General features: G+C 69.7%; 23 protein-coding genes and 1 pseudogene. 6 read left to right on the forward strand and 18 right to left on the reverse strand.

Features of this window, described 5'->3' with window-relative positions; genetic code table 11:
• Positions 1-67: 67 nt before the first annotated feature.
• From BT364_RS34025 to BT364_RS34035, 3 genes and pseudogenes are all read right to left on the reverse strand, one after another.
• Positions 68-1,648: an alkaline phosphatase D family protein gene (locus BT364_RS34025; RefSeq protein WP_072489060.1), complete on the reverse strand. Its 1,581-nt coding sequence runs from the start codon at positions 1,646-1,648 to the stop codon at positions 68-70.
• A 92-nt stretch (positions 1,649-1,740) separates the two neighbouring features.
• Positions 1,741-2,307 (reverse strand): annotated as a pseudogene (locus tag BT364_RS34030) (aminotransferase class I/II-fold pyridoxal phosphate-dependent enzyme); the annotation flags it as partial.
• Between the two features lie 96 nt (positions 2,308-2,403).
• Positions 2,404-3,234 carry an alpha/beta fold hydrolase gene (locus tag BT364_RS34035; RefSeq protein ID WP_072489061.1) on the reverse strand — a complete coding sequence of 277 codons (831 nt, stop codon included), beginning with the start codon at positions 3,232-3,234 and terminating at the stop codon, positions 2,404-2,406.
• Positions 3,235-3,388: 154 nt separating this feature from the next.
• On the opposite strand from BT364_RS34035, the gene sigJ reads away from it, so the two are divergent.
• Positions 3,389-4,282 (forward strand): RNA polymerase sigma factor SigJ, encoded by an 894-nt coding sequence (gene sigJ / locus BT364_RS34040; RefSeq protein ID WP_072489062.1) that lies wholly within the window; start codon positions 3,389-3,391, stop codon positions 4,280-4,282.
• 324 nt (positions 4,283-4,606) lie between these two features.
• On the forward strand, positions 4,607-5,374 hold the full coding sequence (locus BT364_RS34045) for a GntR family transcriptional regulator (protein WP_072489063.1): 768 nt from the start codon (positions 4,607-4,609) through the stop codon (positions 5,372-5,374).
• Positions 5,375-5,423: 49 nt separating this feature from the next.
• Here the strand turns inward: BT364_RS34045 and BT364_RS34050 are convergent, their stop codons facing one another.
• The 3 genes from BT364_RS34050 to BT364_RS34060 all read right to left on the reverse strand — a co-directional run bounded on the left by BT364_RS34050 (position 5,424) and on the right by BT364_RS34060 (position 8,699).
• Positions 5,424-6,581, reverse strand: coding sequence for an ROK family transcriptional regulator (locus BT364_RS34050; RefSeq protein ID WP_072489064.1), 1,158 nt, complete (start codon positions 6,579-6,581; stop codon positions 5,424-5,426).
• Between the two features lie 100 nt (positions 6,582-6,681).
• On the reverse strand, positions 6,682-7,332 hold the full coding sequence (locus tag BT364_RS34055; protein ID WP_072489065.1) for a response regulator: 651 nt from the start codon (positions 7,330-7,332) through the stop codon (positions 6,682-6,684).
• Positions 7,333-7,505: 173 nt separating this feature from the next.
• The gene (locus BT364_RS34060; RefSeq protein ID WP_072489066.1) at positions 7,506-8,699 is read right to left on the reverse strand and encodes a sensor histidine kinase; all 1,194 of its coding nucleotides are present in this window, start codon (positions 8,697-8,699) and stop codon (positions 7,506-7,508) included.
• Positions 8,700-8,806: 107 nt separating this feature from the next.
• On the opposite strand from BT364_RS34060, the gene BT364_RS34065 reads away from it, so the two are divergent.
• The 3 genes from BT364_RS34065 to BT364_RS34075 all read left to right on the forward strand — a co-directional run bounded on the left by BT364_RS34065 (position 8,807) and on the right by BT364_RS34075 (position 11,020).
• Positions 8,807-9,745 carry an ATP-binding cassette domain-containing protein gene (locus BT364_RS34065; RefSeq protein ID WP_072489067.1) on the forward strand — a complete coding sequence of 313 codons (939 nt, stop codon included), beginning with the start codon at positions 8,807-8,809 and terminating at the stop codon, positions 9,743-9,745.
• Positions 9,742-10,485: an ABC transporter permease gene (locus BT364_RS34070; RefSeq protein ID WP_072489084.1), complete on the forward strand. Its 744-nt coding sequence runs from the start codon at positions 9,742-9,744 to the stop codon at positions 10,483-10,485. Before BT364_RS34065 ends, BT364_RS34070 begins: the two co-directional genes overlap by 4 nt.
• A 97-nt stretch (positions 10,486-10,582) precedes the next feature.
• Entirely contained in the window at positions 10,583-11,020 is a 438-nt protein-coding gene (locus BT364_RS34075; RefSeq protein WP_072489068.1) for a hypothetical protein, read from the forward strand.
• A gap of 46 nt (positions 11,021-11,066) precedes the next feature.
• Here the strand turns inward: BT364_RS34075 and mug are convergent, their stop codons facing one another.
• The 6 genes from mug to BT364_RS34105 form a co-directional block, all read right to left on the reverse strand.
• The gene (gene mug / locus BT364_RS34080; RefSeq protein ID WP_072489069.1) at positions 11,067-11,630 is read right to left on the reverse strand and encodes a G/U mismatch-specific DNA glycosylase; all 564 of its coding nucleotides are present in this window, start codon (positions 11,628-11,630) and stop codon (positions 11,067-11,069) included.
• Positions 11,631-11,649: 19 nt separating this feature from the next.
• Positions 11,650-13,092, reverse strand: a complete 1,443-nt coding sequence (purB, locus tag BT364_RS34085) for an adenylosuccinate lyase (RefSeq protein WP_072489070.1) — start codon at positions 13,090-13,092, stop codon at positions 11,650-11,652.
• A 341-nt stretch (positions 13,093-13,433) separates the two neighbouring features.
• Positions 13,434-14,738: a BNR-4 repeat-containing protein gene (locus BT364_RS34090; RefSeq protein WP_072489071.1), complete on the reverse strand. Its 1,305-nt coding sequence runs from the start codon at positions 14,736-14,738 to the stop codon at positions 13,434-13,436.
• A gap of 223 nt (positions 14,739-14,961) precedes the next feature.
• A complete protein-coding gene (locus BT364_RS34095; protein ID WP_072489072.1) occupies positions 14,962-16,263 on the reverse strand; it encodes an extracellular solute-binding protein in 1,302 nt (433 codons plus the stop codon).
• A gap of 66 nt (positions 16,264-16,329) precedes the next feature.
• Positions 16,330-17,250 carry a carbohydrate ABC transporter permease gene (locus tag BT364_RS34100; RefSeq protein ID WP_079179779.1) on the reverse strand — a complete coding sequence of 307 codons (921 nt, stop codon included), beginning with the start codon at positions 17,248-17,250 and terminating at the stop codon, positions 16,330-16,332.
• Positions 17,247-18,176, reverse strand: coding sequence for a carbohydrate ABC transporter permease (locus BT364_RS34105; RefSeq protein ID WP_072489073.1), 930 nt, complete (start codon positions 18,174-18,176; stop codon positions 17,247-17,249). Before BT364_RS34105 ends, BT364_RS34100 begins: the two co-directional genes overlap by 4 nt.
• A 436-nt stretch (positions 18,177-18,612) precedes the next feature.
• Between BT364_RS34105 and BT364_RS34110 the strand changes: the two genes are divergently transcribed.
• Positions 18,613-20,913, forward strand: a complete 2,301-nt coding sequence (locus BT364_RS34110) for an FAD-dependent oxidoreductase (protein WP_072489074.1) — start codon at positions 18,613-18,615, stop codon at positions 20,911-20,913.
• Positions 20,914-20,978: 65 nt separating this feature from the next.
• On the opposite strand, the gene BT364_RS34115 is transcribed toward BT364_RS34110, so the two are convergent.
• From BT364_RS34115 to BT364_RS34140, 6 genes are all read right to left on the reverse strand, one after another.
• Complete coding sequence (locus tag BT364_RS34115) at positions 20,979-21,767, reverse strand: IclR family transcriptional regulator (protein ID WP_072489075.1); 789 nt, start codon at positions 21,765-21,767, stop codon at positions 20,979-20,981.
• Positions 21,768-22,118: 351 nt separating this feature from the next.
• Positions 22,119-22,967, reverse strand: coding sequence for an SGNH/GDSL hydrolase family protein (locus BT364_RS34120; RefSeq protein ID WP_072489076.1), 849 nt, complete (start codon positions 22,965-22,967; stop codon positions 22,119-22,121).
• A gap of 92 nt (positions 22,968-23,059) precedes the next feature.
• Positions 23,060-24,079: a hemolysin family protein gene (locus BT364_RS34125; RefSeq protein ID WP_072489077.1), complete on the reverse strand. Its 1,020-nt coding sequence runs from the start codon at positions 24,077-24,079 to the stop codon at positions 23,060-23,062.
• Entirely contained in the window at positions 24,076-25,413 is a 1,338-nt protein-coding gene (locus BT364_RS34130) for a hemolysin family protein (protein WP_072489078.1), read from the reverse strand. The genes BT364_RS34125 and BT364_RS34130 overlap by 4 nt, the downstream gene beginning before the upstream one ends.
• Before the next feature lie 173 nt (positions 25,414-25,586).
• Complete coding sequence (locus BT364_RS34135) at positions 25,587-26,012, reverse strand: GNAT family N-acetyltransferase (protein WP_072489079.1); 426 nt, start codon at positions 26,010-26,012, stop codon at positions 25,587-25,589.
• Between the two features lie 76 nt (positions 26,013-26,088).
• Positions 26,089-26,466: transglycosylase SLT domain-containing protein (locus BT364_RS34140; protein WP_107408381.1), on the reverse strand; the 378-nt coding region annotated here is incomplete at its 5' end.

Raw genomic sequence — 26,466 nt, forward strand, 5'->3', positions numbered from 1 at the left:
AAACCGTAGATCCCACCACTGACAATCGGCCCCCGGTCACCGCCCGGGGGCCGATCGCCGGGCGTTCTCACTGCCCGACGCGCCCCGGCTGCAGCACCTTGCTGAACAGTACGGACCCGCCCTGCGCCCGCAGCCGCACGGTCAACTCACCGCTGTCGCCGTCGATGTCGACCTCCCCGAAGTACTGCGGCGACTCCATCGGCGACACGTTCGCCCGGTCGGGCGCCCGCACGAAGACCCGGTCGGGACCGAACGTCGCGTCCAGCTCGTTCGCCTGGAACTGACCCGCGGCCAGCGGCCCCGACACGAACTCCCAGAACGGCGCGAAGTCCTTGAACACCGCACGCCCGGGCTCGTAGTGCTGCGCCGATGTGTAGTGCACGTCCGCCGTCAGCCAGACCGTGCCGGTGATCCGGCGGTGCTTGATGAACCGCAGCAGTTCGGCGATCTGCAGCTCACGGCCGAGCGGGGCCCCGGGATCGCCCTGTGCGACCGCCTCGAAGTCCGTCGCACCGTCGGTCACCACCAGTCCCAACGGCATGTCCGCGGCGATCACCTTCCACACCGCGCGGGACCGGGACAGCTCGTGCTTGAGCCACCTGAGCTGTTCCGCGCCGAGGATGCCCGTCGTGTCGTCGGGCTGCCTGCCGGGGGAGTTGGCGTTGCGGAAGGACCGCATGTCGAGGACGAACACATCGAGCAGCGGACCGTGTCGCACCACCCGGTGCATCCGGCCCTCCCCGGACCGGCCATGCAGCGTGGACACCGGGAAGTACTCGCAAAACGCCCGCATCGAACGGGCCGCGAGCACATCCACGTTCTTCTCGGTGTACCGGGCGTCGTCGAGGATCTGTCCGGGATACCAGTTGTTGCGCACTTCGTGGTCGTCCCACTGAACGATCGAAGGCACCTGGGCGTTGAACTCACGGAGGTTGTGGTCGAGCAGGTTGTAGCGGAAGTTCCCGCGGTACTCGGCGAGGGTCTCGGCGACCTTCGACTTCTCCTCGGTGGTGACGTTGCGCCAGATCCGGCCGTCGGGCAGGGTCACGCTCGGCTCGATCACCCCGTCCGCGTAGATGTTGTCGCCGCTGCACAGGAAGAAGTCCGGATCGAGGCGGCGCATCTCGTCGTACACCACATAGCCGCCGATGTCCGGGTTGATGCCCCAGCCCTGCCCCGCGATGTCGCCGGACCACAGGAAGCGCACCCCGTCCCGGCGCCGGGCGGGTGCCGTCCGGAACGTCCCGTACACCGGCTCCCCGGTGCGGCGGGGGTCCTGCGGATCGGCGAGTGTCACCCGGTAGTGCACCTGCTCGCCCGGCGGCAGCCCGTACAGCGGCGTCGTCCCCGTGAAGTCGGTGCCGGAACCGACGAGCGGACCGTGCCAGGTGCGGGCCCGCCGGAAGGACTCCGTCGCCGATGTCTCCACGATCATCCGGGCCGGCCGGTCCGACCGTACCCAGACCAGTGCGGAGGACGAGGTGACATCGCCCACCTGCACGCCCCATGCCGCGCGCGGCCGGCCGGACAGCGCGAAGGCCGGGGCCGCGGCGCCCACCGCCGGGAGCGTGAGCGCGGCCGACACGGCGAGCGAACCGCGCAGTACGCTGCGGCGGTCGGGGGACGGAATTCGCGGACGGTTCGACATCGAGGCGCCTCCGGGGCAGGGGTCAGCGGGATGAACGGGTGGCTGGTCGACCGACCCCACCCTTGTTCCCGTCGGCGGCGCGCACACCAACCTCAGATGAACACCCGGCTCCGGCCCCCGCCGGCACCCGGGCCGTCCGTGTCCCGTTGAGCCGCCGCCAGCAGCCGTACGCCCTGTTCGATGTCGGGCGATGTCAGATGCGCGTGGCCGAGGACCAGGCGCACCGCCCGGTCCTCGCTCGGCACGCTGCCGCAGGCACCGAGCGGCCGCAGGGCGACTCCGGCCCCGGCCGCGCGTGCCATGAACACCGGCTCCGGACCGTACCGTTCGGGCAGCGCGGCGATGATGTGGAGACCTGCGGCGATTCCGCTCACCTCAGTTCCGGGAAAGTGCTCAGCCAGTATCGATGCGAGCGTGTCGCGGCGCTCGCGATAGGCGCGCTGACAGCGGCGCAGCTGCCGGTCGTAACCGCCCCCGGTGATGAAGTCGGCGAGGACCGCCTGGTCGACGGCCGGATTGCCCAGATCCATCGTGCGCTTGCGGGCGACGATCTCGTCGGTCATGGCCGCTGGTACGAGGAACCAGCCCAGCCGGAGCCCGGGTGCCGGCGATTTGCTCACCGAACCGGTGTACGCGACGTGCTCCGGATCGAGGCCTTGCCTGGACAACAGGGCCGCCAGGGCGTCGCACTCGGGTCGGGCGTCCTGTCCCGGAACGAAGCGGCCCGGGGCGAGGATTCGGTGACCGGCGCGGGGTCAGCGGCTGGTGTCGAGAATGACGCGCGCCACGAGCGCCGGATCGTCGTTCATCGGCACATGCCCGCACCCCGGCAGCCGGACCAGCCGGGCGTCGGGGATGGTGTGCTTGGCCCTGATGCCCTGCCGGCGCAGCAGGATCCGGTCCCGGCTGCCCCAGGCGACGGTCACGGGCAGCCCCGGCACATCGTCGGTGAACGCGGTGCTCCGCCCGCCGGCGAGCGTCTGACGGAAACCGGCCGCCTCGCGCAGGGCGATGGTCTCCGCGACGACGGCATCGGCTGGACGCCGGCCGGGCCTGGCGTAGATGGTGCTGGTCAGCGCCGTGCGCCCGGCCGCGCTGTGCGAGAGCCGCTCGATCAGCGGGACGGGCATCGCCAACGCGGCCTGCCGCATCGCGCGCAGCGTCCCGAACGCGTAGCGCCGCTCGCTCTCGGTCCAGAACCCGGCGGGCGAGAGCGCCGTCACCGACCGCACGAGCTTCTCCCGGCCGAGCGCCAGCGCCAGCAGACCGCCGAGCGAATTGCCCGCCACATGCGGCCGGTCCAGACCGATCGCCTCGCAGAACGCGCCGAGCACCGTGACCACCGTCGGCAGGTCGTACGACAGTCCGTCGGGCAGTTCCGGCGAGACGCCGAAGCCGGGGAGATCGACGGCTATCACATCCCGCTCCACGGCGAGCACGGACAACACCGGTTCCCAGGCCTGACGGTGGTGGCCGATGCCGTGGAGCAGGAGCAGAGGCTCGCCGGCGCCCGTCCGTTCGTACGCCACGGACGCGGTCCGGGGCCCTTGAGGTGAGTCGACGCTGAACGAGACTGTGGTGGCCATGCTGGTGCTCCCGGGGTGATCGGGCATGAAGGGGCCATGCCTGAAGGCGACTTAGACGTCTCGTCAATAACAATTACCGCTCAGTAGGCCGCAGTTCAAGGGGGGCAGGCGATTCGCGCTGGACAGGGTGTGACGGGTCGGCTGGGATGGAGGGGTGACAGCCGACACCGCGACCGATGTCTTCGAGAGCCACCGCCCCGTGCTCACCGGCGTCGCCTACCGCATGCTGGGCCGGATCGCCGATGCCGAGGACGTGGTGCAGGAAGCCTGGCTCCGCTGGTCCTCCGCTCCCCGTGAGGACGTACGGGAGCCGCGCGCCTTTCTCGTGCGGATCATCACCCGCCTCGCCATCGACCGGCTGCGGCAGGTGCAGTCGCGGCGTGAGGCGTACGTCGGGCCGTGGCTGCCGGAGCCGGTGGTCACCGATTTCGGGCCTGCTGTGCCCGACACCGCGGAACGGGCCGTCCTGGCCGACTCCGTCTCGGTCGCCGTGCTCGTCGTCCTGGAGTCCCTGTCGCCGCTGGAACGAGCCGTCTTCGTGCTGCGCGAGGCGTTCGGCTTTCCGTATGCGGAGATCGCCGCCGCCCTCGACCGGACCGAGGCCGCGGTCCGCCAGCTGGCGGGACGTGCGCGGCGCCATGTGGAGGAGCGCAAACCGCGCTACGACGTCGACCCGGCACACCGCCGTGATCTCACCGAGCGGTTCCTCGCGGCGGCGGCGGGTGGCGACATCGAGGAGCTGCTGGCCCTGCTCGCGCCCGACGTGCGGCTCGTCGGGGACAGCGGGGGAAAGTCCAGGGCGCCGCTGCGGGTCATCGAGAGCGCCGACAAGGTCGGCCGCTTCCTCTTCGCGGTCGCCCACGACCATGCCCGGGAGCTCGACTTCCGGCTCCTGGAGCTCAACGGCGGACCGGGTCTGCTGTTGTTCCTGAGCGGAAAGGTCGACGCGGTCGTTCAGCTGGACATCGAGGACGGGCTCATCCAGTGCGTCTATATCGTGCGGAACCCTGACAAGCTCGCTCGTCTCACCGACCTTTCAGAGGCGTAGCGGGCCTCTGGTCGCCGACCGCGCTCTCGACCGGCGTCGGCGACTCCGGTAGTCCTGGAGTCGGCCGCCTCCGCCGCTGCCCGCTGCTCGAAGCCCCGCGCCCTGCCCTTCCGTTCCAGTGGTCGTGGGGCTTTGTGCTGCGCTCGCCTCACGGCATCACGAACGTCCTGTGAACGCTCTGCGGCAGATGCCCGTTTCGCTGCGTGACCGAATGAGGATTGGTCTTGACCAAGGGTGTGTGCCGACCTATGGTCTCAACGTTAAGACAGGAACCTTTAATAAATAACGTCGCGGAATAGCCGCTGGGTGATTGCGGAGGACAGGGTGGGGACCACACAGCTGGAATCGGTGCAGGAGCCGAAGTACTGGCACCTCAAGACCGTGCTCAGTGAGGCACTCGACTCGGACTTTGCGGTGGGGGAGATCCTGCCCAACGAGCGCGAGCTCGCCGCCCGCTTCGGAGTCGCCCGGGCCACGCTCCGGCAGGCGCTGGAGCAGCTCGAACTGGAAGGAAGGCTGCAGCGCCGCCGCGGCGTCGGAACCACTGTCGCCCCGCCGCGCGTCGGCGTCGCCGTCTCCACAGCACAGCGGGAATGGTCCGGCGGCGGTGCGGTGGAGGCATGGCAGCCGGTGGACTGCACGACGGCGGTCGCGCCCTCGTCGGTGGTGGCCGTGCTCGACGTGGAAGCCGACGAGCCGGTGCACATCGTGCGCCGGATCCGGGTGGCCCATGGACAGACGGTCGCGGCGGAACTCCTGTACGTCCCGTCGTCGTCCGTGCCCGAACTCTCCGCGATCGACGCCCCGTCCGGGCCCGCCCGGGCCCGTGCGGTCCTGCGCGAACTGCACCGCCTGGGCCTCGACGGTCAGGACCGGTCGGTGGAGCTCGGTTCGGCGCGGGTGGACGACGCCAAGGAGCTCGACAGGCTGCCCGGCGCCCCCGTGCTCGTCGTCACCACTCGCTACCTCGTGGAGGGCGGAACCGCCGCGCTCTCCGTCGCGACGTACCGGGCCGACACCTGCCGGCTGACCTTCGGCGACTCGGGTGACCTGGAGATCAGCCACCACGAGCAGGAGCGCCGGGCCTCCTGAGTGCGGCCGGCTCTACCGGTACCTCGCCTGTACGTACGGCCCGTCGCACTCAGCGGCGGGCCGTCACCGTTCCCTCCACCGCGAAGAGCTGCTCCTCCACGTGGTCGAGAGCCAGCCGCAGGGCACCGGTGGCCACCGCCGCCTCGCCGAGCAGGGACAGCGTGACCCGTGGCGGCCGAAGGCAGTAGCGGGCCAGCTCGCTGCGGAGTGGATCCAGCACATCGTCCAGCTCGGTGGCCCAGCCACCCACCACCACGAGTTCCGGGTCCAGTGCCAGCACCAGCGCCGCGACATCGTGCACCAGGCGCTGAACGAACCGTTCGACCGCCGCCTGCGCCCGGACATCGCCCTGCCGGGCCTTTGTGAACACATCGGCGACCGCGGGCTCGTCCAACGGATCCAGCGGAGTTCCCGTCGTGGACAGAAGCCGCTCCGGAGTCGCTTCGCGGCCGAGCAGATGCAGTGCGCCGATCTCGCCCGCAGCACCGCCGAAGCCCCGGTGCAGCCGCCCGCCGATCAGTGAACCGGCGCCCGGACTCAGCCCTGCCAGGACGAACACGATGTCGTCGGACTCGGTGGCCGCCCCCTTCCAGTGCTCCGCGACCGCCGCGGCATTGGCGTCGTTCTCCACCAGGACGGGGCAGCGGAAGGAGCGCCGCAGCCGCTCACCCAGCGCGAGACCCGTCCAGCCCGGCAGGGCGGTTCCCAGCCGTACCGTCCCGTCTGCTTCCACGATCCCGGGACTGCCGACCCCCACCGCACGCAGACTGCTCCTGGCCACACCCGTCCGCCGCAGGAGGTCTGCCACCACGGCCCTGACCTTGTCGAGCCGGTCGTCGGCGCCGGCGGTCTCCGACACCTCGCGGGCGCCCGCGCCGATGATCCGGCCGTCCAGCCCGGACAGCAGTGCGGAGACACGGTGCGGGCCGATCTCGATGCCGAGCAGATGCCCGGCCTCGGCACGGAACCGGAACCGGCGGGCCGGCCGCCCCTGGCGCCGGGCCTGACCTCCGTCGGGTACCGACTCGACGACCAGTCCGGCTTCGAAGAGCCCCTCCATGACACCCTCGACCGTCGGACGGGACAGCCCGGTGATCCGGGTCAGGTCCGTCAGGGTAGGGGCGTCGGCGCCGCGCAGAGCGTGCAGCACCACCGCGGAATTGATGCGTCGCAACAGCGACGGATCCCCACCGGTCAGCCGGCCCACGGTGTGTCCTCCCAGCTCTAGCGCATGTCAGGCGGATGGTACTCGCTGCCCAGGTGCGGGGCGAGCGTGGGCCGCGGAGGGGTTCCTCCGGGCAGGACATTCAGCCCGGAGCGACGAACCCGGACTCATATGCCGCGATCACCGCCTGGGTACGGTCCCTCGCGCCCAGCTTGGCGAGTACGGCACTGACATGGGTCTTCACCGTCTCGACGCCGACCACGAGCTTGGCAGCGATCTCCGCGTTCGACAGGCCACGGGCCATCAGCCGCAGGACCGCGGACTCCCGCTCGGTCAGCGCTGCCCGGTCCATGACCGCGCGCGCCTTGCTCGTCCCGTACTCGGCGGCGAGCTGCCGGACCGCCGCAGGGAAGAGCAGCGACTCGCCCTCGGCGACCAGACGCACCGCATGCACGATCTCGGCGGGCCGGGCACGTTTGAGAAGAAAGCCGTCCGCACCGGCGCGCAGCGCCTCATAGACGTACTCGTCGTTCTCGAAGGTGGTCACCACCAGGATCTTCGGCGGATCGGGCACCGTGCGCAGCACCACCCGCGTGGCCTCGATGCCGTCCATCAACGGCATCCTGACATCCATGGCCACCACATCGGGGCGCAGCTGATGCAGCAGCGGGATCACAGCGGCGCCGTCGCCCGCCTCGCCCACCACCTCGATATCGGGCTGAGCCTCAAGGACCGCACGCAACCCCGCGCGGACGAGGGGTTCGTCGTCGACCAGAAGTACGCTAACCGGCATTGGGCCACCCTAAGGGCTGCCCTGCAACCCTTGGCGGGCGTACGACTGGTGGGCGTACGACGACAGCTGCGGCAGCTCGCCGCCTTGCTGGAACACCCGCCTGCATCCGGTACGCCGATGTCCTCGGCCTTGCGGCGTGCCGCTCCTGACACCGTGCACCGATTCGCCAGGGACTACGGGGCAATCCTCAAGCCGTCCAACGGAAGCCTCGCGCGAACGCGCCATTCTCCCTTGTGCGGCCCCGTCTCGGCCTTTCCGCCCAGCAGCGCTGCCCGCTCCCGGATGCCCCGCAGCCCGCTCCCGCCGCCCGGCACAGCAGCCGAACCAGCTGTCGAGTCACTGAGCGGATTGGTCACCTCCAACTCCAGCCGGCCGTCGGTGACGGTGATCCGTACACGGACGGGGACCGTACCCGAATGACGCAGCACATTGGTGAGGGACTCCTGAAGGATGCGATACCCCTCGCGGGAGACCGCGCCCGGAACCCGCTCCAGCGGACCTGACACATCAGCGTCGATCTTCGCGCCCGAACCGCGCGCGGAGTCCAGCAGCCGGTCCGCTTCGACGAGCGTCGGCCGCTGTCCCACCGGCGTCCCCGATTCGCGCAGCACCCGCAGAACCCGCTCCAGATCGTCGAGCGCGTCCCGGCCCGTCTCCTCGATCGCGGCCAGGGCCCGTTCGGTGAACTCCGGGTCGCGTGCCGCCCGGGCCGCACCGGCCTGTACGACCGCGACCGTCAACGCGTGCCCGATCGAGTCATGCAGCTCACGTGCGATGCGGTTGCGCTCCAGCAACTGCTCGGTGCGCTCCTCCAGAGCGGTCAGCCGCTGCACCGGCGAGGGGCCGAGAAGCCGCTCGGCGGCCTCGGTGATGAGCCAGCCGCTCAAGATGACGACGGCGAGCAGTGCCAGGAGCGGCAAGGGGGCGAACAGGGCATACCACCAGTGCGGATCCACCCCGCGGACAAGCCATTGGTCGCTCGGGCCGTTGCCGGAGGCAGTGAGAACGAGGTCCACCGCGGTTGCCGACAGCCACACCGTCGCGTACCCCACGGGAACGGCGAGCAGCATTCGTGTCTCCAGCCACAGCACGGTCCTCCAGCGATCGGCCCAAGTGGCCGCCGTGGCCGCGGAGATAGTGGCATCAGCTCTGCCTCGCTGTTCCGGTACCAGCAGAAGTTGTGCCTGCACCCCCTCGGCCAGCCGCATACCGGGCAACAGGCCGACCGGTACGGCGAAGACCATGGGCGCCCATGGGGAATCAGGCGCGATGAATATCCACACGCTGTAGCCCGCACCCGGGACGAGGAGATGCAGCCACCGGGTGTAGGTGACAGACGCGGCGAGCGGACGCAGGAGGCGGAGCATGCAGCCATCGTGTCAGCCGCGTGGGTGCGGCGGCTCCCCCGAGAGAGGGAGACGATCCCCGCCCCCGGGGGAGGCGAGAAGCTGGGCGTGGCCGCGAGGCTTGGGACATGACCAGCATCGACGTCCATGAACTCACCAAGGAATTCGGCACGACCCGTGCAGTGGACAACCTCACGTTCAGTGTGCGACCCGGGCGCGTCACCGGATTTCTCGGCCCCAACGGCGCAGGCAAGTCCACCACCATGCGACTCGTTCTCGGCCTCGACCGGCCCACCGGCGGGACGGCCACGATCGGCGGGCAGCTCTATGCCACACTCGGTGATCCGCTGCGCCGGGTCGGCGCCTTGCTGGACGCCCAGGCCGCCCATGGCGCGCGTACCGCGCGGAACCACCTGCTGGCTCTGGCGGTCAGCAACGGACTCGGTGCGCGCAGAGTCGAGGAGGTCCTGGAGGAGGCAGGCCTCGGCGCGGTCGGCGGAGCCCGGATCAAGACCTTCTCACTGGGCATGCGACAGAGACTGGGCATAGCGGCCGCGCTGCTGGGCGACCCGGAGGTCGTGATGCTGGACGAGCCGTCGAACGGCCTCGATCCGGAAGGCATCATCTGGATCCGGGAGCTGATGAAGCGGCTCGCCCGCGAGGGCCGCACGGTCCTGGTCTCCAGCCATCTGATGAACGAGACCTCGTCGTTCGCCGACCACCTCGTGATTCTCGGCCGGGGCCGGCTCCTCGCCGACCTGCCGATGCAGGAATTCCTGGATTCCCGCAGCAGGCCCCGCGCACGGGTCCGCACGGCCGAGTCCACGCGGCTGCGCGACGTCCTGATCCGCAAGGGATACGAGCCCGCGCAGGGTGACGACGGCTGTTGGACCATCGAGGGCGCGAAGGCCGGGGAGATCGGTGCGATAGCCGCCACCGAAGGCATTCCCGTCCTCGAACTCACCGACGAGCAGGTCACGTTGGAACAGGCCTACCTCGAACTCACCGCCGACTCCGCAGAATTCGCATCGGTGTCGGCCCCATCCGCCAACCGTCAGGAGGCCTGACCGTGTCGACCACCGCAGTGCTGCGTTCCGAGTGGATCAAGATGAGATCGGTCCGGTCCGTCGCGGGATCCCTGACAGCGGTCCTCGTCGTGACCCTTGCCATCACCTTGCTCGCCTTTTCCACCGTCGGCCAGTCCGAGGCGGACAACGTCGATGCCGAGCCGGTCTTCGACGCCTTCTACGCACTGAACTTCGGCCAGATCGCTGCCATCAGCTTCGGGGCGACCGCGCTGTCCTCCGAGTTCCTCAACGGGGCTCTGCGGATATCGCTTGCCGCTGTTCCGCGCCGCAACCTCTTCTACGCTGCCAAAATCGCCCTGGTCGGGGCTCCGGCACTCGTCGTCGGCCTCGTCACCAGCTTCAGCGCCTTCCTCGTGGGACAACTGTTCATGGGAAAGTACGCGATCGGCCTGGGGGAACCGGGCGCTCTGCGGGCAGCTTTCGGGGGCGGGATCTATCTGGCGCTGATGGCCCTGTTCGCGGCCGGACTGACAGTGCTGCTGCGCAGCGCCGTTGCCGTGCTCAGCCTGCTCATTCCGTTCGTGCTCATAGTCTCCTTCGTGGTCGGTGACGTCGCGGGTGGGGCCGCGCAGTATCTGCCGGACAGGGCGGGGCAGTTGGTGCTCCACCAGAACCCCGGAGGAAGCCTCGGGCCGTGGGGCGGACTCGCGGTGACAGCGGCTTGGGCCGCGGCCGCGCTGCTGGCAGGCTGGTGGGCGATCCGGCGAAGGGACGCGTAGCCCGCTGCCCCGATCCGAATACGGAGCAGGATGGCTCAAAGCGCCTCAAAGCGCATGGCAAGGGGTGGTTGTCAGTGCCGGGCGGTTTACTGGCGGCATGACCACCGCACATCACCTCCGCCTCATCGAAGCGATGCGCACCTTGGGCTTTCCCACGGAACGCATCCGGTCGGGTTCGGGAGTCAGTGGACCCGGGTATCACACGGTGTCCCTGCACGCGGACGTCGATCACTGGGACGACGACGAGGTGCGGCGACTGGTGCACCGGGCCCAGTGCCTCGCGGAGCATGACGCATTGCTGACGCTGCTCGCCGGTCGCTGGGGGGATCCGCAGACGATCAGCCTGTGGAGCGCACAGGAGCGGATGATCGCCGGCGAGGAGATACCGGAGGCATGGGGCGAGACGGTTGCGGGCTGCGAGTATCTCCAGCTCTGGAAGATCGAGGACCGGTGGATCGCCATCGGGCTCTACCTGGAGGAAGAAGGACCGGGGTGCGAGCTGAACGTGGTGGTGACGGAGACCGATCCGCCGTGAGATGAGCGGGCCGTGCAGGTGTGGACGGCGGGGGGTGGAGTGCGCGTCAGGGTTCGTCGGTGGGGACGGCGGTGTGGTGGTCGACGCAGGCGAGGAGACGTCCGTACTCCTCCGCCATCGTCTGAGCGGTCCAGTGGGCGTTCAGGCCGCTGGGGTTGGGCAGCGCCCAGACGCGGGTGCCGCCGATCGTGTGGTCCTGCGGACCGATGCGGGCGGTTCGCCTGCCGAAGGCCGTGCGGTACGCCGTGACCCCTACGACCGCCAGCCACTGCGGCCGCAGGTCCTCGACCTTGGCTGCCAGGATCTGTCCGCCCTCGCGGAACTCCTCGGCGGACAGTTCGTCCGCCCGGGCGGTGGCACGGGCGACCACGTTGGTGATGCCGAGGCCGTACCGCAGTAGTTCGGTCTGTTCGGCCGGCCTCAACTGTCGAGGGGTGAAGCCGGACCGGTGGAGCACCGGCCAGAACCGGTTGCCGGGGTGGGCGAAGTGGTGGCCCGTCGCCCCCGTCGTCAGGCTCGGGTTGATCCCGCAGAAGAGCACATGCAGGCCGCCCGCGACCACATCGGGAACGGTGCGGTCGCGGGCGGCCTGGAGCTCTTCGGGCGTCATACGGCTGCGGTCGAGGCCGTCAGAGGATGGAGCCCGGCGTGTATGCGGCGGCCTCGGGGTGCTGCTTGGCGATCTCCTCGATGCGGGAGATCAGCGCGGTGACCTGGTCGCCCGCCGCCCCGGTGAAGGAGAGCTTGTCGGCCATGAGCGCGTCGAGCTGCGCGCGGTCCAGCGGGATGCGGTCGTCGGCGGCCAGCTTGTCGAGCAACTCGTTGCGCTCGGCGCCCTGCTCGCGCATGGCCAGGGCCGAGGCGACCGCGTTCTCCTTGATCGCCTCGTGGGCGACCTCACGGCCGACGCCGGCGCGCACCGCGCCCATCAGCACCTTGGTCGTGGCGAGGAACGGGAGGTAGCGGTCCAGCTCACGGGCGACGACGGCCGGGAACGCGCCGAACTCGTCGAGTACCGTCAGGAAGGTCTCCAGCAGTCCGTCGAACGCGAAGAAGGCGTCCGGGAGCGCGACCCGGCGGACCACGGAGCAGGACACATCGCCCTCGTTCCACTGGTCGCCCGCCAGCTCGCCGGTCATCGACGCGTAGCCGCGCAGGATCACCATCAGGCCGTTGACGCGCTCGCAGGACCGGGTGTTCATCTTGTGCGGCATCGCGGACGAGCCGACCTGACCCGGCTTGAAACCCTCGGTCACCAGCTCGTGCCCGGCCATCAGACGGATCGTCTTGGCCACCGACGAAGGAGCCGCGGCCAGCTGGACCAGCGCGGTCACCACGTCGTAGTCGAGCGAGCGCGGGTAGACCTGGCCGACCGATGTGAAGGCCTGGGAGAACCCGAGGTGCGCGGCGATGCGCTGTTCGAGGTCGGCGAGCTTCCCGGCGTCGCCGCCCAGCAGGTCGAGCATGTCCTGCGCGGTGCCCACGGGACCCTTGATGCCACGCAGCGGATAGCGGTCCAGCAGGTCCTCGAGCCGCCCGTACGCCACCAGGAGCTCGTCGGCGGCGGTCGCGAAGCGCTTGCCGAGCGTGGTTGCCTGCGCGGCGACGTTGTGGGAGCGACCGGCCATCACCAGCTCGCGGTACTCGCCCGCCAGCTTGCCGAGCCGGGCCAGGACCGCGACCGTGCGGTCGCGCATCAGCTCCAGGGAGAGCCGGATCTGAAGCTGCTCCACGTTCTCCGTGAGGTCCCGGGAGGTCATGCCCTTGTGGACCTGCTCGTGGCCGGCGAGGGCGTTGAACTCCTCGATCCGGGCCTTGACGTCATGCCGGGTGACCTTCTCGCGCTCGGCGATAGAGGCCAGGTCCACCTGGTCGATGACACGTTCGTAGTCGGCGAGCGCGGCGTCCGGCACCTCGATCCCGAGGTCCTTCTGAGCGCGCAGCACCGCCAGCCACAGCTGGCGTTCCAGCTTCACCTTCTGCTCGGGGGACCAGAGGACGGCCAGCTCCGTGGAGGCGTAGCGGCCGGCCAGGACATTGGGGATGCGAGGCTTCGCAGACACAGCAGTCACGTGTCCAGAGCTTACCTGCCGTCCTGAGCTGTTCGTGAGCGTCCACCACGTCCATAAGGTCCAGGTCAGAGGCTCCTGGACCACCGCCGTCCCACGCGCGGCGTGTGAGGCGCGCGTGGGACGAGACGGCCTCGGGCCGGTGATTCCCGCACCGCCGGGGCCTTGAGGCGAAGCCCTTCCGGGTCCGGCGCGGGCACCGTTGCACTCCGGCAGCCCCCTGCCGTCGAGTACGAAGAGTGATTAAATGGTGACGATACGTGTGGTGCGTCCGATGTGCAGCACGCGGCACGGGAACTCGCGGCACGGGGGCACGCTGCCAGGAGCACCGACGGCGCAGGGCCTCAGCGAATCCCGTAGTAGAGGGAGTTGTGTGCGGTGTCCGGCAGGTACAGCACATCGTTTCCGTCCGAGTCCCGGCGTACCGCGAGCCGGTCCGCGCTCACGCCCGGCGCGGCGGACTGCGCGGTCCAGGTCCCGTCCGCCGACTGCGTCGCGGCGAAGACGCGGTCGGTGCCGGAGCCGGTGACATAGTAGATCCGCTTGGTGTCCGTCTCGTCCCAGGTGATACCGAGTGCCGCGGCGGTCTGGCCACCGGCGTACACGGTCTTGCTGACCCAGTCGCTGCCGCTCGGGTACGCGTAGTACACGCGGAAGTCTCCGCCGCTGTCGGCCGAGCGGTAGCGGTAGGCGACCTTCGGGGTGGAGCCGTCGAGGGTGAGCTTGGCGCTCTGCACCGCCGGACCCGTGTATGCGTTGTCGATGCTCCACTCCTCGCCCGCGGTGAGCTCCTGGATCACGTCGGAGGTGTCGGGCGTCACCGGGACGGTGAGCGCAGCGCCCGCGCTGTCCGCGAAGGCGCCGGTGGACGGGTCGTAGCGCAGATAGGAGAGCTGGTGCCGGAACCCGGTCGCCGGGGCCTTGGCCCACTCGTACAGGAGGTGCACCCGCCCGGCGGCGTCCACCGTCAGGTCGTCGGGGTACACGGAGCGGTTCAGTGCGCCGGCGAAGGTGGCGACCACGCTCCAGTGTGAGGCGGCGTTGTCCCAGCGGTACAGCTTGCCGGGACGCTGGTCGGCGCCGGAGCCGACACGGGCGGCCAGGTAAAGGTCACCGTTGGGCGCGGTGGTCACGACCGGGTAGGTGATGCCCACGCCCTGGTCGGGCAGCTCGGCCGCGTGGTCCGTGACGTCCCCGCCGGGGGCTTCGGTGCGGAAGTAGCGCCAGGCGTTGGCATGCATGGAGGCGAACACGTGCAGGCGGCCGCTGCCGTCACGCGCGAGGGACGGCTGGTTGTGACCGTTGTCGTCGGCGAACTCGGCCTGTTGTCCGCTCTTGTCGAGCAGCGGCAGGCGGCTCCAGGCCCCGTCCGGGTCGCGCCGCGCGATGGCCGGGCGGTGCGTGGCGGCCGTCGAGCCGGGCTCGTTGAAGGAGAAGTACGTGTACTGACCGCGGCCCTTGTACGTCGCGACCGGCGTCCACCAGGCGGCCTGGTTCGACGAGTCCATCGCGTACGGAACCTTCTCGATCACCGTTGCCGCGGCTGCCGTGGGGTCCGTGCTGTCGGCCTGGGCGGCCGGGACGAGCGTGAGCAGGGCGGCCAGGGCCGCGGCCGAGGCGGCGTACGCGCGTGCCGTGGGACGTCGCAAGGTGAACTCCTTCGCGGGCGTGATGGTGAGGCGGACGGGAGCGGTCCCGCAGGTCGGTCCACCCCCTCCGCTGCGCCGGAAACTTACAGCAGATCCCAGATGGTGAATAGAAATTGTGCAATGCGGATCTGAGATACGCCTTCGGGATGGCGTGTGCGGCATGGCGAGGGGCCCGGTGAAGGCCGTTCTGCCTTCACCGGGCCCCGGACCGCCGCGCGCCGGCTCAGCGCCTGATGAGGTCGGTGACCTCCTCGGCGGCCTTCTTCATCGCGTCCTTCGGCTTCGACTTGCCGACCAGGACGGCCTGGACCTGCTTGGCCACGGCTTCCTCGATCTGGGCGTTCTGCGCGAACTGCCAGAACGGGCTGCCGGTCGCCGTGTCGGTGATCTTCTCGGTCCACTCGGTGGTGAAGGTGTCCTGCGCGACCTTCGGGTCGGCCAGGCCCGCCGTGGTGGACGGCGGCAGCGCGCGGGAGGCGAAGTACTCGGTGGTGGTGGCGCGGTCGGAGGTGGTGTGCAGCGCGAACTCCGTCGCCGCGTCCTGCCCCTTGCCCTTGACGATCGCGATCACACCGCCCCACAGCAGCGCCTGCGGCGTGTCACCGGAGCGCAGCACCGGCCGCTTCATCGGCTGCATCGCGTCGGCCAGGGTCTTGTCCTTGGACTGGGCCGCGGTCACGCCCTTGCCGATGATGGCGTCGTCGTAGAAGGCGGCCTTGCCCTGCCCGAACAGGGCGCGCGCGTCGAAGCGGTCCACGTCCGCGGCGATCAGCTTCTCGTCGTGCAGCTTCTTGTACCAGGTGACCGCGTCGATGGAGGCGTCGTCCCCGATGGTCACCTTGCTGTCTTCCAGAAGCGTGCAGCCGAAGGTCTGCATCCACGGGAAGATGTCCTTGAGCTGCGCGACCTTGGTGGCCGCGGCGTAGGGCACGACACCGCCGCCGAGCCCCTTCAGCTCCCGCAGCGAGTCCTCGAACTCCTCGATGGTGGTGGGGTGCTTCTTGATGCCGGCCTTCTCCAGGAGCTTGGAGTTGGCGATCACACCGATCGAGCCGGTGTTCCACGGCAGGCCGTACTGCTTGCCGTCGTACATGCCGCTGTCCAGCGCCACGTTCGTGTAGCCGCCCTTCAGGGCCACGGAACTGAGGTCCGCGAGCTTGCCCATCTGCGCCACCGCGGCGAGCCAGGCGATGTCGAGGTGCACCGCGCCGGTCGTCCCCCCGCCGCCGAGCTTGAGGGTGAGCTGGCTCAGGTACTCGTTGTACGGGTACGAGACCGCGCGGACCTTGGAGCCCTTGTCCTTCTCCCACGCCGCGATGATCTTCTCGATCGAGGGCTTGGCGGCCTCCTCGTTGAGCGACCAGGAGGTGAAGTCGAAGTTCTTGGACTTCGTGTCGCCGCCGTTGGAGGAGGTGCCGGCGCCGGACGGTGCGCAGGCGCCGAGCGCGCCGGCGCCGGCCACACCGAGCGCGCCGATGCCGAACATGCGCAGCGCGCCGCGCCGGCTGATGCCAGAGGTGGTCATGGTGTCTCCATGGGGAGTGGGTGGAAGGGGAAGTGCGTAGGCAGGGGGCGGGCGGATCCCGTGGGCTCAGCTCTTGACCGAGCCGGCGGTCATGCCGCCGACGAGATAGCGCTGCAGGAACATGAAGGCGACGACCACCGGCGCGGACACCACCAGCGAGGCGGCCATCAGCTCGGGCCAGGCGGTCTGGAACTCACCGATGTAGGTGGAGACCAGGCCGGGCGGCAGGGTCTGCTTCTCCTTGTCGGCCAGCGTCACGGCGAAGATGAAGTCGTTCCAGCCGCGGACGAAGGCGAACAGGCCGGCTGCGATCATTCCGGGCGCGGCCAGCGGCGCCACGATCGAGTGCAGCGTCCGCCACCGGGACGCGCCGTCGATGGACGCGGCTTCCAGCAGGGCGTCCGGGATGGTGTCGAAGATGCCCTTCAGCATCCAGACGCACAGCGGCATCGTGAACGTGGTGAAGGACAGCACCAGGGCGGTGTACGTGTTCAGCAGGCCGAAGCTGGAGAACACGGCGTACAGCGTCACCAGCAGGAGCGCCTGGGGGAACATCTGGGAGGCCAGCACCAGGTGCATCAGCGAGCGTCGTCCGCGGTAGCGGAACTTGGAGAACGAGTAGCCCATGTACGTGGCGACGACCACGCTCAGTACGGCGGTGATCGAGGCCACGATGAGGGAGTTGACCAGGTACTTGATCAGCTGGTCGTTCTCGGCGAGGGCCGTGAAGTTGCTGAAGGTGATGTCGGTGGGTACGAGCTTCGGCGGGAACTGGAAGGTCTGCTCCGGGCCGCTCAGGGCGGTGGCCAGCAGCCAGTAGACCGGCAGCATGCCGAAGGCGCCGATCACCAGGATCGCGGTCCAGGCGGCGATCCGCGAGCGCAGCAGGTCCTTGCGTATCCGGCGCCGCTTGGTGCGCCTCGCGGATGTGGCGGACGTCCTCAGCCGGTCGGTGCCGGACAGCGGGGTGGTGGTCGTGGTGGTCATCGGGCGTCGCCCTTCCGCTCGGTGATCCTGAGATAGACGGCGACGAGAATGAGCAGGAGCAGCATCCACAGGCCGCCCAGCGCGGTCGCCCGGCCGATGTCGAAGCCCTTGAAGGCGGTCTGGTACACGGCGGTCGCGAAGGTCTCGGTGGCGCCGGCCGGGCCGCCGCCGGTGAGCACGTAGATGGTGTCGAAGTGCTGGAAGTTCCAGATGAACTCCAGCAGCAGCACGATGGAGGCGACACCGCGGACCTGCGGCCAGGTCACGGCGAAGAAGCGCCGGATCGAGCCCGCCCCGTCCATCGAGGCCGCCTCGTGCAGCTCCTTGGGCACGGTCTGCAGACCTGCCAGGAGCATCACCATCATCCAGGGGAAGCTCGCCCAGGTCTTGGTGACGATGACGGCGAGCATGGCGGTGCCGGGCTGGCCGAGCCAGGAAACGGACTCCTCGATGATCCCGGCCTTCATGAGGATGCCGTTCAGCACGCCGTAGTTCGCGTTGAAGATCCACATCCACAGGAAGGAGACCACCACGCCCGGGATCACCCACGGGAACAGGAACAGTCCGCGCAGGAAGCCGCTGCCCTTCAGGCCCGAGTTCAGTGCGAGCGCGAGCGCGAAGCCGACCACGAAGGGGACGAGCGTCGCACCGACGGTGAAGACCAGCGTCTGCTTGAGGATCGTGAGGAAGTCGCCGTCCAGCCAGTGGGTGAAATTCTCCAGGCCGACGAACTCACGGCCCGGCAGCCGCAGGTCCTGCTTGAAGAAGCCGGTGAACAGCGCGGACAGCAGCGGATAGATGATGATCGTCGCGAACAGGGCGAGCCCCGGTGCGGTGAGCAGCAGTGCGAACGCGCCGTTGGAGAGCCGTCCGCCGGTCCGCTCACGGCGTGGAGCGGCCTTCTGTGGAGGTGCGGCCGTACTCATGGGTGTGTCCTCTCGAACGGGGCGGGAGCGGTGGTGCAGGGCGTGGCACGGGAGGCCGTGCGCAGGCAGGCGGATGTGACGCGGCCGGGCGTGAGCGGTGAGCCGCCCCGTCCCGCGCTTCGACCGAGGCCCTGTGTGAATGCCATGCATGCTCCGTTGAACGCAAGTTGCAGCATGCGGGATCGTTCTCCATATCGTGCGACGGCGTCAACCCTTTAGGTCGGTGAATCGCCAGTTCTGTACGAGACCGGCGGAGTCGCCGCACATGCCATGAGCTTGGCTGATGGCCCACGGCGGCGATGTCGTCGGCTGCGCTGGAAACCTACAACACATCCCACTGTCCGAACAGTGGTTGCACAATATGCATGTGATGTACGTTCAAGGACACTCCGCTGCGGCGGAGAGCATCCGAGCATCACATCAAGGAGGCCGCTCCGTGCGGGAAGAAGAGGTCCATTACGACATCGCCGTCATCGGCGGCGGCCTGGCGGGGACCTGCGCGGCCATCGCCGCTGCCCGGCTCGGCCGACGCGTCGCCCTGGTCAACAACCGGCCCGTCCTGGGCGGCAACGCCAGCAGCGAGGTCCGCGTCTGGGTCTGTGGCGCCACGGCCCACGGTGTGCACCGCTGGGCCCGCGAGACCGGCATCATGGGCGAGCTGTACACCGAGAACCAGTACCGCAACCCCGAGGGGAACCCGTACTACTGGGACCAGGTGGTCCTCGACGCCGTCCGGGCCGAACCGGGCATCGACCTGTACCTCAACACCGACGTCCGGGAGGTCGACGCGAGCGGCCCCGACGGCGCGCGCGAGGTGCACTCCTGCACCGGCTGGATGATGGGCTCCGAGCGGCGTATCACCTTCCACGCACGGCAGTTCCTCGACTGCACCGGCGACGGCCTGCTCGGCCACCTCTCCGGCGCCCACTACCGCATCGGCCGCGAGGCGCGCTCGGAGTCCGGTGAGCCCTGGGCGCCCGAGGACGCGGACGAGGCGCTGCTCGGGTCGACGATCCTGTTCCACACCAAGGACACGGGCCGGCCGGTGAAGTTCGTGCGGCCCGACGGCGCCCGCGACCTCACCACCACGCCCATCCTGCGCAATCGCGTGCTGCGCACCGGCGACAACGGCTGCGACTACTGGTGGATAGAGTGGGGCGGCGAGCTGGACACCGTCCACGACAACGAGCGCATCCGCGACGAACTCCAGGCCGTGATCATGGGCATCTGGGACCACATCAAGAACTCCGGCGAGTTTCCGGACGCCGAGAACCTGACCCTGGAATGGGTCGGCAGCCTCCCCGGCAAGCGCGAGTACCGCCGCTTCCTCGGTGACCACATGCTGACCCAGCAGGACATCCTCGAACAGCGGCAGTTCGCCGACCGCGTGGCCTTCGGCGGCTGGTCCGTCGACCTCCACCCGGTGCAGGGCATGTACGCCGACGAGCCCGGCGCCCGCCAGCGCTACGCGGACGGCATCTTCCACATCCCGCTGCGTTCCCTGTACTCGGTGAACGTCACGAACCTCCTGTTCGCCGGGCGCAACATATCCGCCACCCACATCGCCTTCGGTGCCACCCGCGTCATGGCCACCTGCGCCACGCTCGGCGAGGCCGCGGGCACGGCCGCCGCGCTGTGCGTCGCCGAGAGCCTCAGCCCCCGTGAACTCGCCGCGAACCACCCCGAGCTGGTGCGCCGAACCCTGCTGCGGCAGGACGCCTCGGTCATCGGCCTGTCCGACGACGACCCCGGCAACCTCGCGCGCACGGCCCGGGTCGGCGCCTCCTCGTACCTGAGCCGCCTGGCCGCCGAGCCCACGCCGGCCGCGCCCGGCGAGCCGTACCCGCTCACCCGCGACCTCGCGCTGCTGCTGCCGGTGGACCCGGCACTCGACACGGTCGACCTGCTCGTCCACGGCGCCCCGGGCGAGCGGCCGGGCGAACTCACCGTGGAGCTGTGGAGCACCGGCCGCCCCGAGAACGCGGTCCCCGTCGACCACGTGCTCACCACCACAGTGGCCGTGCCGACCGGCGGCCCCCACTGGGTCACGGCCCGCCTCGACCACCGCCCGGACGCCCCGGAGAACGTCGTACTGATCGTGCGCGCCTGCCCGGGCGCGGCGTTGGTCCTCGTCCCCGAGCGCACCGACGGCGTCCTCGCACTGCGCAGCAGGGTCGAAGGAGACGCGGCCGTCGACCACGACATCCCGGAGGAGGAGGGCCAGCTGGTCCTGGAGTGGCAGGCCCGCGGCCTGCGCCGCCGGACCTTCGGCTTCCGTGCGACCCCGGACACCGCCGCGTTCCTGCCCGAGCGGGCCGTCGGCGGATTCCAGCGCGCCTACGGGGGCCCGCAGATGTGGTCGTCCGAGCTGCTGCCCGACCCGGACCGGGCCGCGCAGTGGCTGCGCCTGGACTGGGACAAGGAGCAGCAGCTCACCGAAACACGCGTGGTGTTCGACGACGATGTCGACGAGTACCTCAACAACCTGCACCGCCACCGCACCCCGTTCGAGGTCATGCCGGAACTGGTCCGCGACTACCGGATCCAGAGCCGCGAGCCCGACGGCACCTGGCGCACGCTGCTGACCGTTACGGGCAACCGCCGCCGCCACCGCGTCCACGCGCTGAAGGGTGCGGACGGCGGGCCCGTGCGCACCGACGCGCTGCGGCTCGTGGTGGACGCGACGCACGGGGCGCGGCACGCGCACGTGATCGCGTTCAAGGCGTACGGCGCGTAGCCACGTGGCGAAGGGGCCCGGTGAAGGTCGAACGACCTTCACCGGGCCCCTTCGCTTGCCTGATGTCAGAGGGCGCCGAGTGCTTGGCTGATGGCGTCGGCGGCTTCGATGACCTCGCGGGTGAGAGCGTGGCGCTGCCCTTCGCCCTCGGCGCGGTTGCCGAGGAGGGAGGTGGGGCCCCACAGGGAGATGGCGGCGACGACATCGCCCGAGGCGTCGCGGACGGGCGCGGCGAGCGAAGCGCGCCCCAGGGCGCGTTCTTCGGCTTCGATGGCGTAGCCGGTGCGGCGGACGGTGTCGATCTCGGTGTCGAGGAGGTCGTGGCTGGTGGTCGTGTAGTCGGTGTGCGCCGCGAGCGGTTCGGGAAGCAGCTTGCGGCGCTCCTTGGGCGTGAGGCCGGTGAGGAGGCATTTGCCGATGCTGGTGGCGTGCAGCGGGGCGGTGTGTCCGGCCTGCGTGTACGACTTGGGGGTGCGAGTCCCCTCGAAATTGCACAGGAACATCAGCTCGGTATCGCGGCGGATGGCGACGTTGGCTCCGAGTCCGGTGCGGGTGGCGAGGTCCTGGAGGACCATGCGGGCGGCGCGGTGGACGGGGTGGCGATTGGCGGCGGTGGCGGCGAGCGGGAGGATGCCGAGGCTGAGGCGGTAGAGGTTGCTGACGGGGTCGCGTTCGACCATGTCGAGGCGCTCGAGGGTGGACAGGAGGCGGGAGGTGGTGGAGGAGCCCAGTCCGGTGAGTTCGGCGACGTCGGAGACGCGCAGTTCCGGACGGCCGGAGTCGAGTGCGCGCAGCACCGAGACCGCTCGTTCGACGCTCTGGTTCGTCCCGGCGTCGGTCGCCCGCGTAGCCATGACCCTCCTTATTTTGCAAACGGCTTGCACAATCTGCATCAGCATATCGCGTCGATCTGAGGGTTGTTCTTGAAATCCGTCGGCTCGCGGCCGGAACGTATACGGGGCATTCGCCGTGCTGCGCGGGGCACCCGTGGGTGGACGGCATCCGCGTGAAGGGAAGCGCATGGCAGGACGGGCGCCTTCGCCGATGTCGCCGGCGCGCGCTGCTGCTTCGTTGCGTTCGCCCGGGAAATGGACCCTGCGGGCGGCAACGTCATCGTAAGCCGGACGAACCCTGAAAGACGCGCAAGCGCGTTCGAACAAAACCTTCGGTGAGGCCTCCGGCGCCGCGGTCCGGTTTGCGAGGTGCTACGGGAGCGGATCCGGGGCGACCCGGCGCCACGCCGCCACGGGGCCGGGATCACGGGCGTCATCGGGAGTGACCCAGAACGCCCTTCCCAACTCGGCGCTGTACTGGGCACCGGACCTTCCGTCCCCGGAGGAGCGGCCGCTCAGCCGTCGGCCGATCCACGGCATCAGGTGCTCGCGGGCGAAGCGGAGGTCCTCGACGCGTCGCCGGGCCCACCTGGGCGGCACGGCGGTCGGCAGCGGTGTCCGCCAGTCGTTCTCCGCAGGCAGTCCCAGCGTCTGCCAGACCGCCTCGGCCACCCTGCTGTGACCGTCGGCCGTCAGATGCAGCCGGTCGACGTCCCACAACCGGGGATCGCCCAGGGCCGGTGCTCCGTACAGGTCGACGACCACCGCACCGTGCCGGGCCGCCAAGTCGTCGACCAGGGAGAACAGCTCCTCCATCCGCGGACGGAAACGCTCCGTCACCGGGCCGTTGCGCCCCGGGCTCCGCATCAGCGCGAGCTTCTTGCATGAGGGTGCGAGCCGTTCCACGGCCTCTTCGAGACGTCCCCGGACCATGCCCATGTCGCACTTGGGCCGCAGCGTGTCGTTGAGTCCGCCGACGAGCGTGACGACATCCGCCCGCATTGCGGCGGCCACATCGACCTGCTCGTCGACGATCTGGCCGATCAGCTTGCCCCGCACGGCGAGATTCGCGTAGCGGAATCCCGGTGTACGGACGGCCAGACGCCCGGCGAGGACATCGGCCCAGCCGCGGTACGAACCGTCGGGCAGCAGGTCCGACATGCCCTCGGTGAACGAGTCGCCGACCGCGACAAGACTGCTGTAGGAGGCATTTATTTCCATGGCGATGCGATCGTATCGCGGTGGGTCCGGCCCCTTCCGGGGTCCGGTCCGGGGGCGCGGCCGGTATCCCTGCCGCGCCCCCTGCATCCGTGTCAGCGCGCCTTCGGGCGCCCCACCAGTTCGCGGAGCACGTCCTCCATGGTGACCATTCCGGCCAGCCGGTCGTCCTCGTCGAGTACCGCCGCCAGATGCGTACGGCTGCGCCGCAGCGCGGTCAGGACATCGTCGAGCGGTGTGTCGGCCCGGACCCTGGCGATGGGGCGCATCGCCGTCACCGGGAAGGGCACATCGCGCGGTGTGACATCCAGGGCGTCCTTCGCATGGAGGTAGCCCAGGATCCGCTCCTCGCCGTCCATCACGGGAAAGCGCGAGAATCCGGTCTCGTACGAGAGCTGTTCCAGCTGTTCCGGTGTGGTCCCGATCCTGGCGTACGTGACCCGGCCCACCGGCATCACCACGTCCCGCACCGGGCGACGGCCCAGTTCAAGGGCGTGGCGCAGTCGCTCGGCGGAGCGGTCGTCGACCAGCCCGGCGTCGCCCGCGTCCGTCACCAGCCGGGCCAGTTCGTCGTCGGAGAACGTGGCGGTCACCTCGTTCTTCGCCTCGACCCGAAGGATCTTGAGCAGCGCGTTGGCGAAGGCGTTGATCGCGAAGATCACCGGGCGCAGCGCCCTGGCGAGGGCCACCAGCGGCGGTCCCAGCAGCAGCGCGGCGCGCACCGGTTCGGCCAGCGCGATGTTCTTCGGCACCATCTCGCCGAGGAGCATGTGCAGATACGTCGCAACGGACAGCGCGATCACGAACGAGATCGGATGGATCAGTCCGTGCGGCACGCCCACCGCGTCGAAGACGGGCTCCAGCAGATGCGCGAAGGCCGGCTCGGCGACGATACCGAGCACCAGGGTGCACAGGGTGATGCCGAGCTGCGCCGCCGCGAGCAGCGCCGATACGTGTTCGAGGCCCCAGACGACGCTTCGCGCCCGCTTGTTCCCGGCCTCGGCCTCGGGCTCGATCTGGCTGCGGCGCACGGAGATCAGCGCGAACTCCGCCCCGACGAAGAAGGCATTGACGACCAGGGTCATCAGACCGATGAAGAGCTGGACGGCGATCATCGTGCGTCCTCCGTCTGCTCGTCGTCGCCAGGCAGCGGCGCGTGCAGCAGAGCCCGCGCGGCGCGGCGTCCGGACGCGTCGACCACGTCGATCCGCCAGCCCGCCAGGTCGATCGTGTCACCCACGGCGGGGATCCGGCCTACCTCGGTGGCGATGAGCCCGGCGAGTGTCTCGTACGGTCCGTCCGGCACCCGCAGTCCGATCGTCTTCAGCTGGTCGATGCGCGCGGCCCCGTCGGCCGACCACAGGATCCGTCCGTCGGTGTCCTCGCCGGCCGGCGCGAGGTCCGCGGTCTCGTGCGGGTCGTGCTCGTCGCGCACCTCACCGACCACCTCCTCGACGATGTCCTCCAGCGTCACGACGCCTGCCGTGCCGCCGTACTCGTCGATGACGACGGCCATCGCGGGCTTGCCGGACAACCGGTCCAGGAGCCGGTCCACCGTGAGGGTCTCCGGCACGAGCAGGGGTTCGCGCAGCATCTCCGAGACGCGCGTACGGGACCGCTGCTCGGCGGGGATGGCCAGCACGTCCTTGATGTGCGCCACACCGACGACGGTGTCCAGGCTGCCGAGATAGACAGGGAAACGGGACAGGCCCGTCGCCCGGGTGGCGTTCGCGACATCCTCGGCCGTCGCCTGCACTTCCAGCGCGGTGACCTGGACCCGAGGGGTCATCACGTTCTCCGCTGTCAGTTCCGCCAGGTTCAGCGTGCGGACGAACAGCTCCGCCGTGTCCGCCTCCAGCGCACCTTCCTTCGCGCTGTGCCGGGCCAGCGCAGCCAGCTCCTGCGGGCTGCGTGCGGAAGCCAGCTCCTCGGCCGGTTCCAGACCGAAGCGCCGCACGATCCGGTTGGCGGTGTTGTTGAGGTGGCTGATGAAGGGCCGGAACACGGCGGTGAAGGCCCGCTGCGGGGTGGCCACGGCCTTCGCCACGGCGAGCGGCGAGGAGATCGCCCAGTTCTTCGGGACGAGTTCACCGACGATCATCAGGAACACGGTGGACAGCGCCGTTCCCAGCACGAGGGCCACCGAGGACGCCACGCCTGGGGGCAGGCCCACCGCCTCCACCGGACCGCGGATCAGTTTCGCGATGGACGGTTCGGAGAGCATGCCGACCACCAGGTTGGTGACGGTGATGCCGAGCTGAGCACCGGAGAGCTGGAAGGTGAGGCTGCGTACGGCCTTCATGGCGCTCGCCGCGCCCCGCTCACCCCGCTCGACGGCCCGTTCGAGCTGGCCGCGCTCGACCGTGGTCAGAGAGAACTCGGCCGCGACGAAGGCGCCGCAGGCCAGCGAGAGCAGCACTGCCACGAGCAGCAGAAGCACTTCGGTCATCGGTTCACCTCCGTCCCATGATCGGGCAGGGACAGGAGGATCGCTCGGTGCCGGCGATGACGACTACTCGGAGGCTCGCCCATGGACGGACGCTCACACCTTTCGGAAGGATCGGACAGAAGGACACCCATGGTAAAGGATCGGCAAAGTCGTCCGATCTCCCGGCGGTTCTCTCAGCCCGTGAGCGGCTTCACCCAGCGCCGCCAGTGATCCTCGCGGTGGTAGCCGCCCGAGGCCCATGTGCGGTGGGCCCGGTCGTTGGCCTCCAGGACCATGGCGTCGACCCGTCGCCCGCCCAGGGCGAGGAATCGTTGTTCCGCCGCCTCCATCAAGGCGGTGGCGATACCTTGCCGGCGGCAGTCGGGGTGCACGGCCAGTCGGTAGGCGGAGCACCGCCAGCCGTCGAATCCGGCTATGACGCTTCCCACGAGGCGACCGTCGCGGTCCGCCAGCAGCAGGGCATCGGGGTCCCTGGAGATGAGCCGGGCCACTCCGTCGTGGTCGTCGCTGATGCTCGTTCCTTCGGCGGCCTCGCGCCAGAACCGCAGTACGGCGTCGATGTCGGTGAGGTCGGCGGAGCGGATGTGGAGATCACTCATGGAGTGAGACAAGCAGAGGGCCGATCCGTTCGGCGAACGATTTCGGCACCGGACAGTGGCTCGGTGACTCCGTGGATCAGTAGGCGGAGTTGACGTTGTCGATGGATCCGTAGCGGTCGGCGGCGTAGTTGGCGGCCGCGGTGATGTTGGCGACGGGGTTGGTGAGGTCGTGGGCGGTGCCGGCGACGTGGTAGGCGCTGAAGGTGGGCTGGATGACCTGGAGCAGGCCCTTGGAGGGGGTGCCCTTCTGGGCGTTGATGTCCCAGCCGTTCTCGGCGTTGGGGTTGCCGCCGGACTCGCGCATGATGTTGCGGTGCAGGCCTTCGTAGGAGCCGGGGATGCCCTTGGCCTTCATGATGGCCAGGGACTGCTTGATCCAGCCGTCGAGGTTGTTGGCGTAGCCCTTGCCGGTCTGCTGGGTGTCCTGGACGTCGCCGGCCGGGGCGGTCCGGAC

The organism is Streptomyces atratus, from assembly GCF_900119365.1.
GTDB lineage: Bacteria > Actinomycetota > Actinomycetes > Streptomycetales > Streptomycetaceae > Streptomyces > Streptomyces atratus_B.

What these genes read in the sequence shown, in the direction of transcription:
- BT364_RS34125 (WP_072489077.1), bottom strand. Translation starts at nt 24,079, where the DNA reads ATGATCGCCGTCCAGCTCTTCATCGGTCTGATGACCCTGGTCGTCAAT.
- BT364_RS34025 (WP_072489060.1), bottom strand. Translation starts at nt 1,648, where the DNA reads ATGTCGAACCGTCCGCGAATTCCGTCCCCCGACCGCCGCAGCGTACTG.
- mug (WP_072489069.1), bottom strand. Translation starts at nt 11,630, where the DNA reads ATGACGCCCGAAGAGCTCCAGGCCGCCCGCGACCGCACCGTTCCCGAT.
- BT364_RS34035 (WP_072489061.1), bottom strand. Translation starts at nt 3,234, where the DNA reads ATGGCCACCACAGTCTCGTTCAGCGTCGACTCACCTCAAGGGCCCCGG.
- BT364_RS34060 (WP_072489066.1), bottom strand. Translation starts at nt 8,699, where the DNA reads ATGCTCCGCCTCCTGCGTCCGCTCGCCGCGTCTGTCACCTACACCCGG.
- BT364_RS34065 (WP_072489067.1), top strand. Translation starts at nt 8,807, where the DNA reads ATGACCAGCATCGACGTCCATGAACTCACCAAGGAATTCGGCACGACC.
- BT364_RS34095 (WP_072489072.1), bottom strand. Translation starts at nt 16,263, where the DNA reads ATGACCACCTCTGGCATCAGCCGGCGCGGCGCGCTGCGCATGTTCGGC.
- BT364_RS34105 (WP_072489073.1), bottom strand. Translation starts at nt 18,176, where the DNA reads ATGAGTACGGCCGCACCTCCACAGAAGGCCGCTCCACGCCGTGAGCGG.
- BT364_RS34130 (WP_072489078.1), bottom strand. Translation starts at nt 25,413, where the DNA reads ATGACCGAAGTGCTTCTGCTGCTCGTGGCAGTGCTGCTCTCGCTGGCC.
- BT364_RS34100 (WP_079179779.1), bottom strand. Translation starts at nt 17,250, where the DNA reads ATGACCACCACGACCACCACCCCGCTGTCCGGCACCGACCGGCTGAGG.
- BT364_RS34055 (WP_072489065.1), bottom strand. Translation starts at nt 7,332, where the DNA reads ATGCCGGTTAGCGTACTTCTGGTCGACGACGAACCCCTCGTCCGCGCG.
- BT364_RS34120 (WP_072489076.1), bottom strand. Translation starts at nt 22,967, where the DNA reads ATGGAAATAAATGCCTCCTACAGCAGTCTTGTCGCGGTCGGCGACTCG.
- BT364_RS34075 (WP_072489068.1), top strand. Translation starts at nt 10,583, where the DNA reads ATGACCACCGCACATCACCTCCGCCTCATCGAAGCGATGCGCACCTTG.
- BT364_RS34115 (WP_072489075.1), bottom strand. Translation starts at nt 21,767, where the DNA reads ATGGCTACGCGGGCGACCGACGCCGGGACGAACCAGAGCGTCGAACGA.
- BT364_RS34135 (WP_072489079.1), bottom strand. Translation starts at nt 26,012, where the DNA reads ATGAGTGATCTCCACATCCGCTCCGCCGACCTCACCGACATCGACGCC.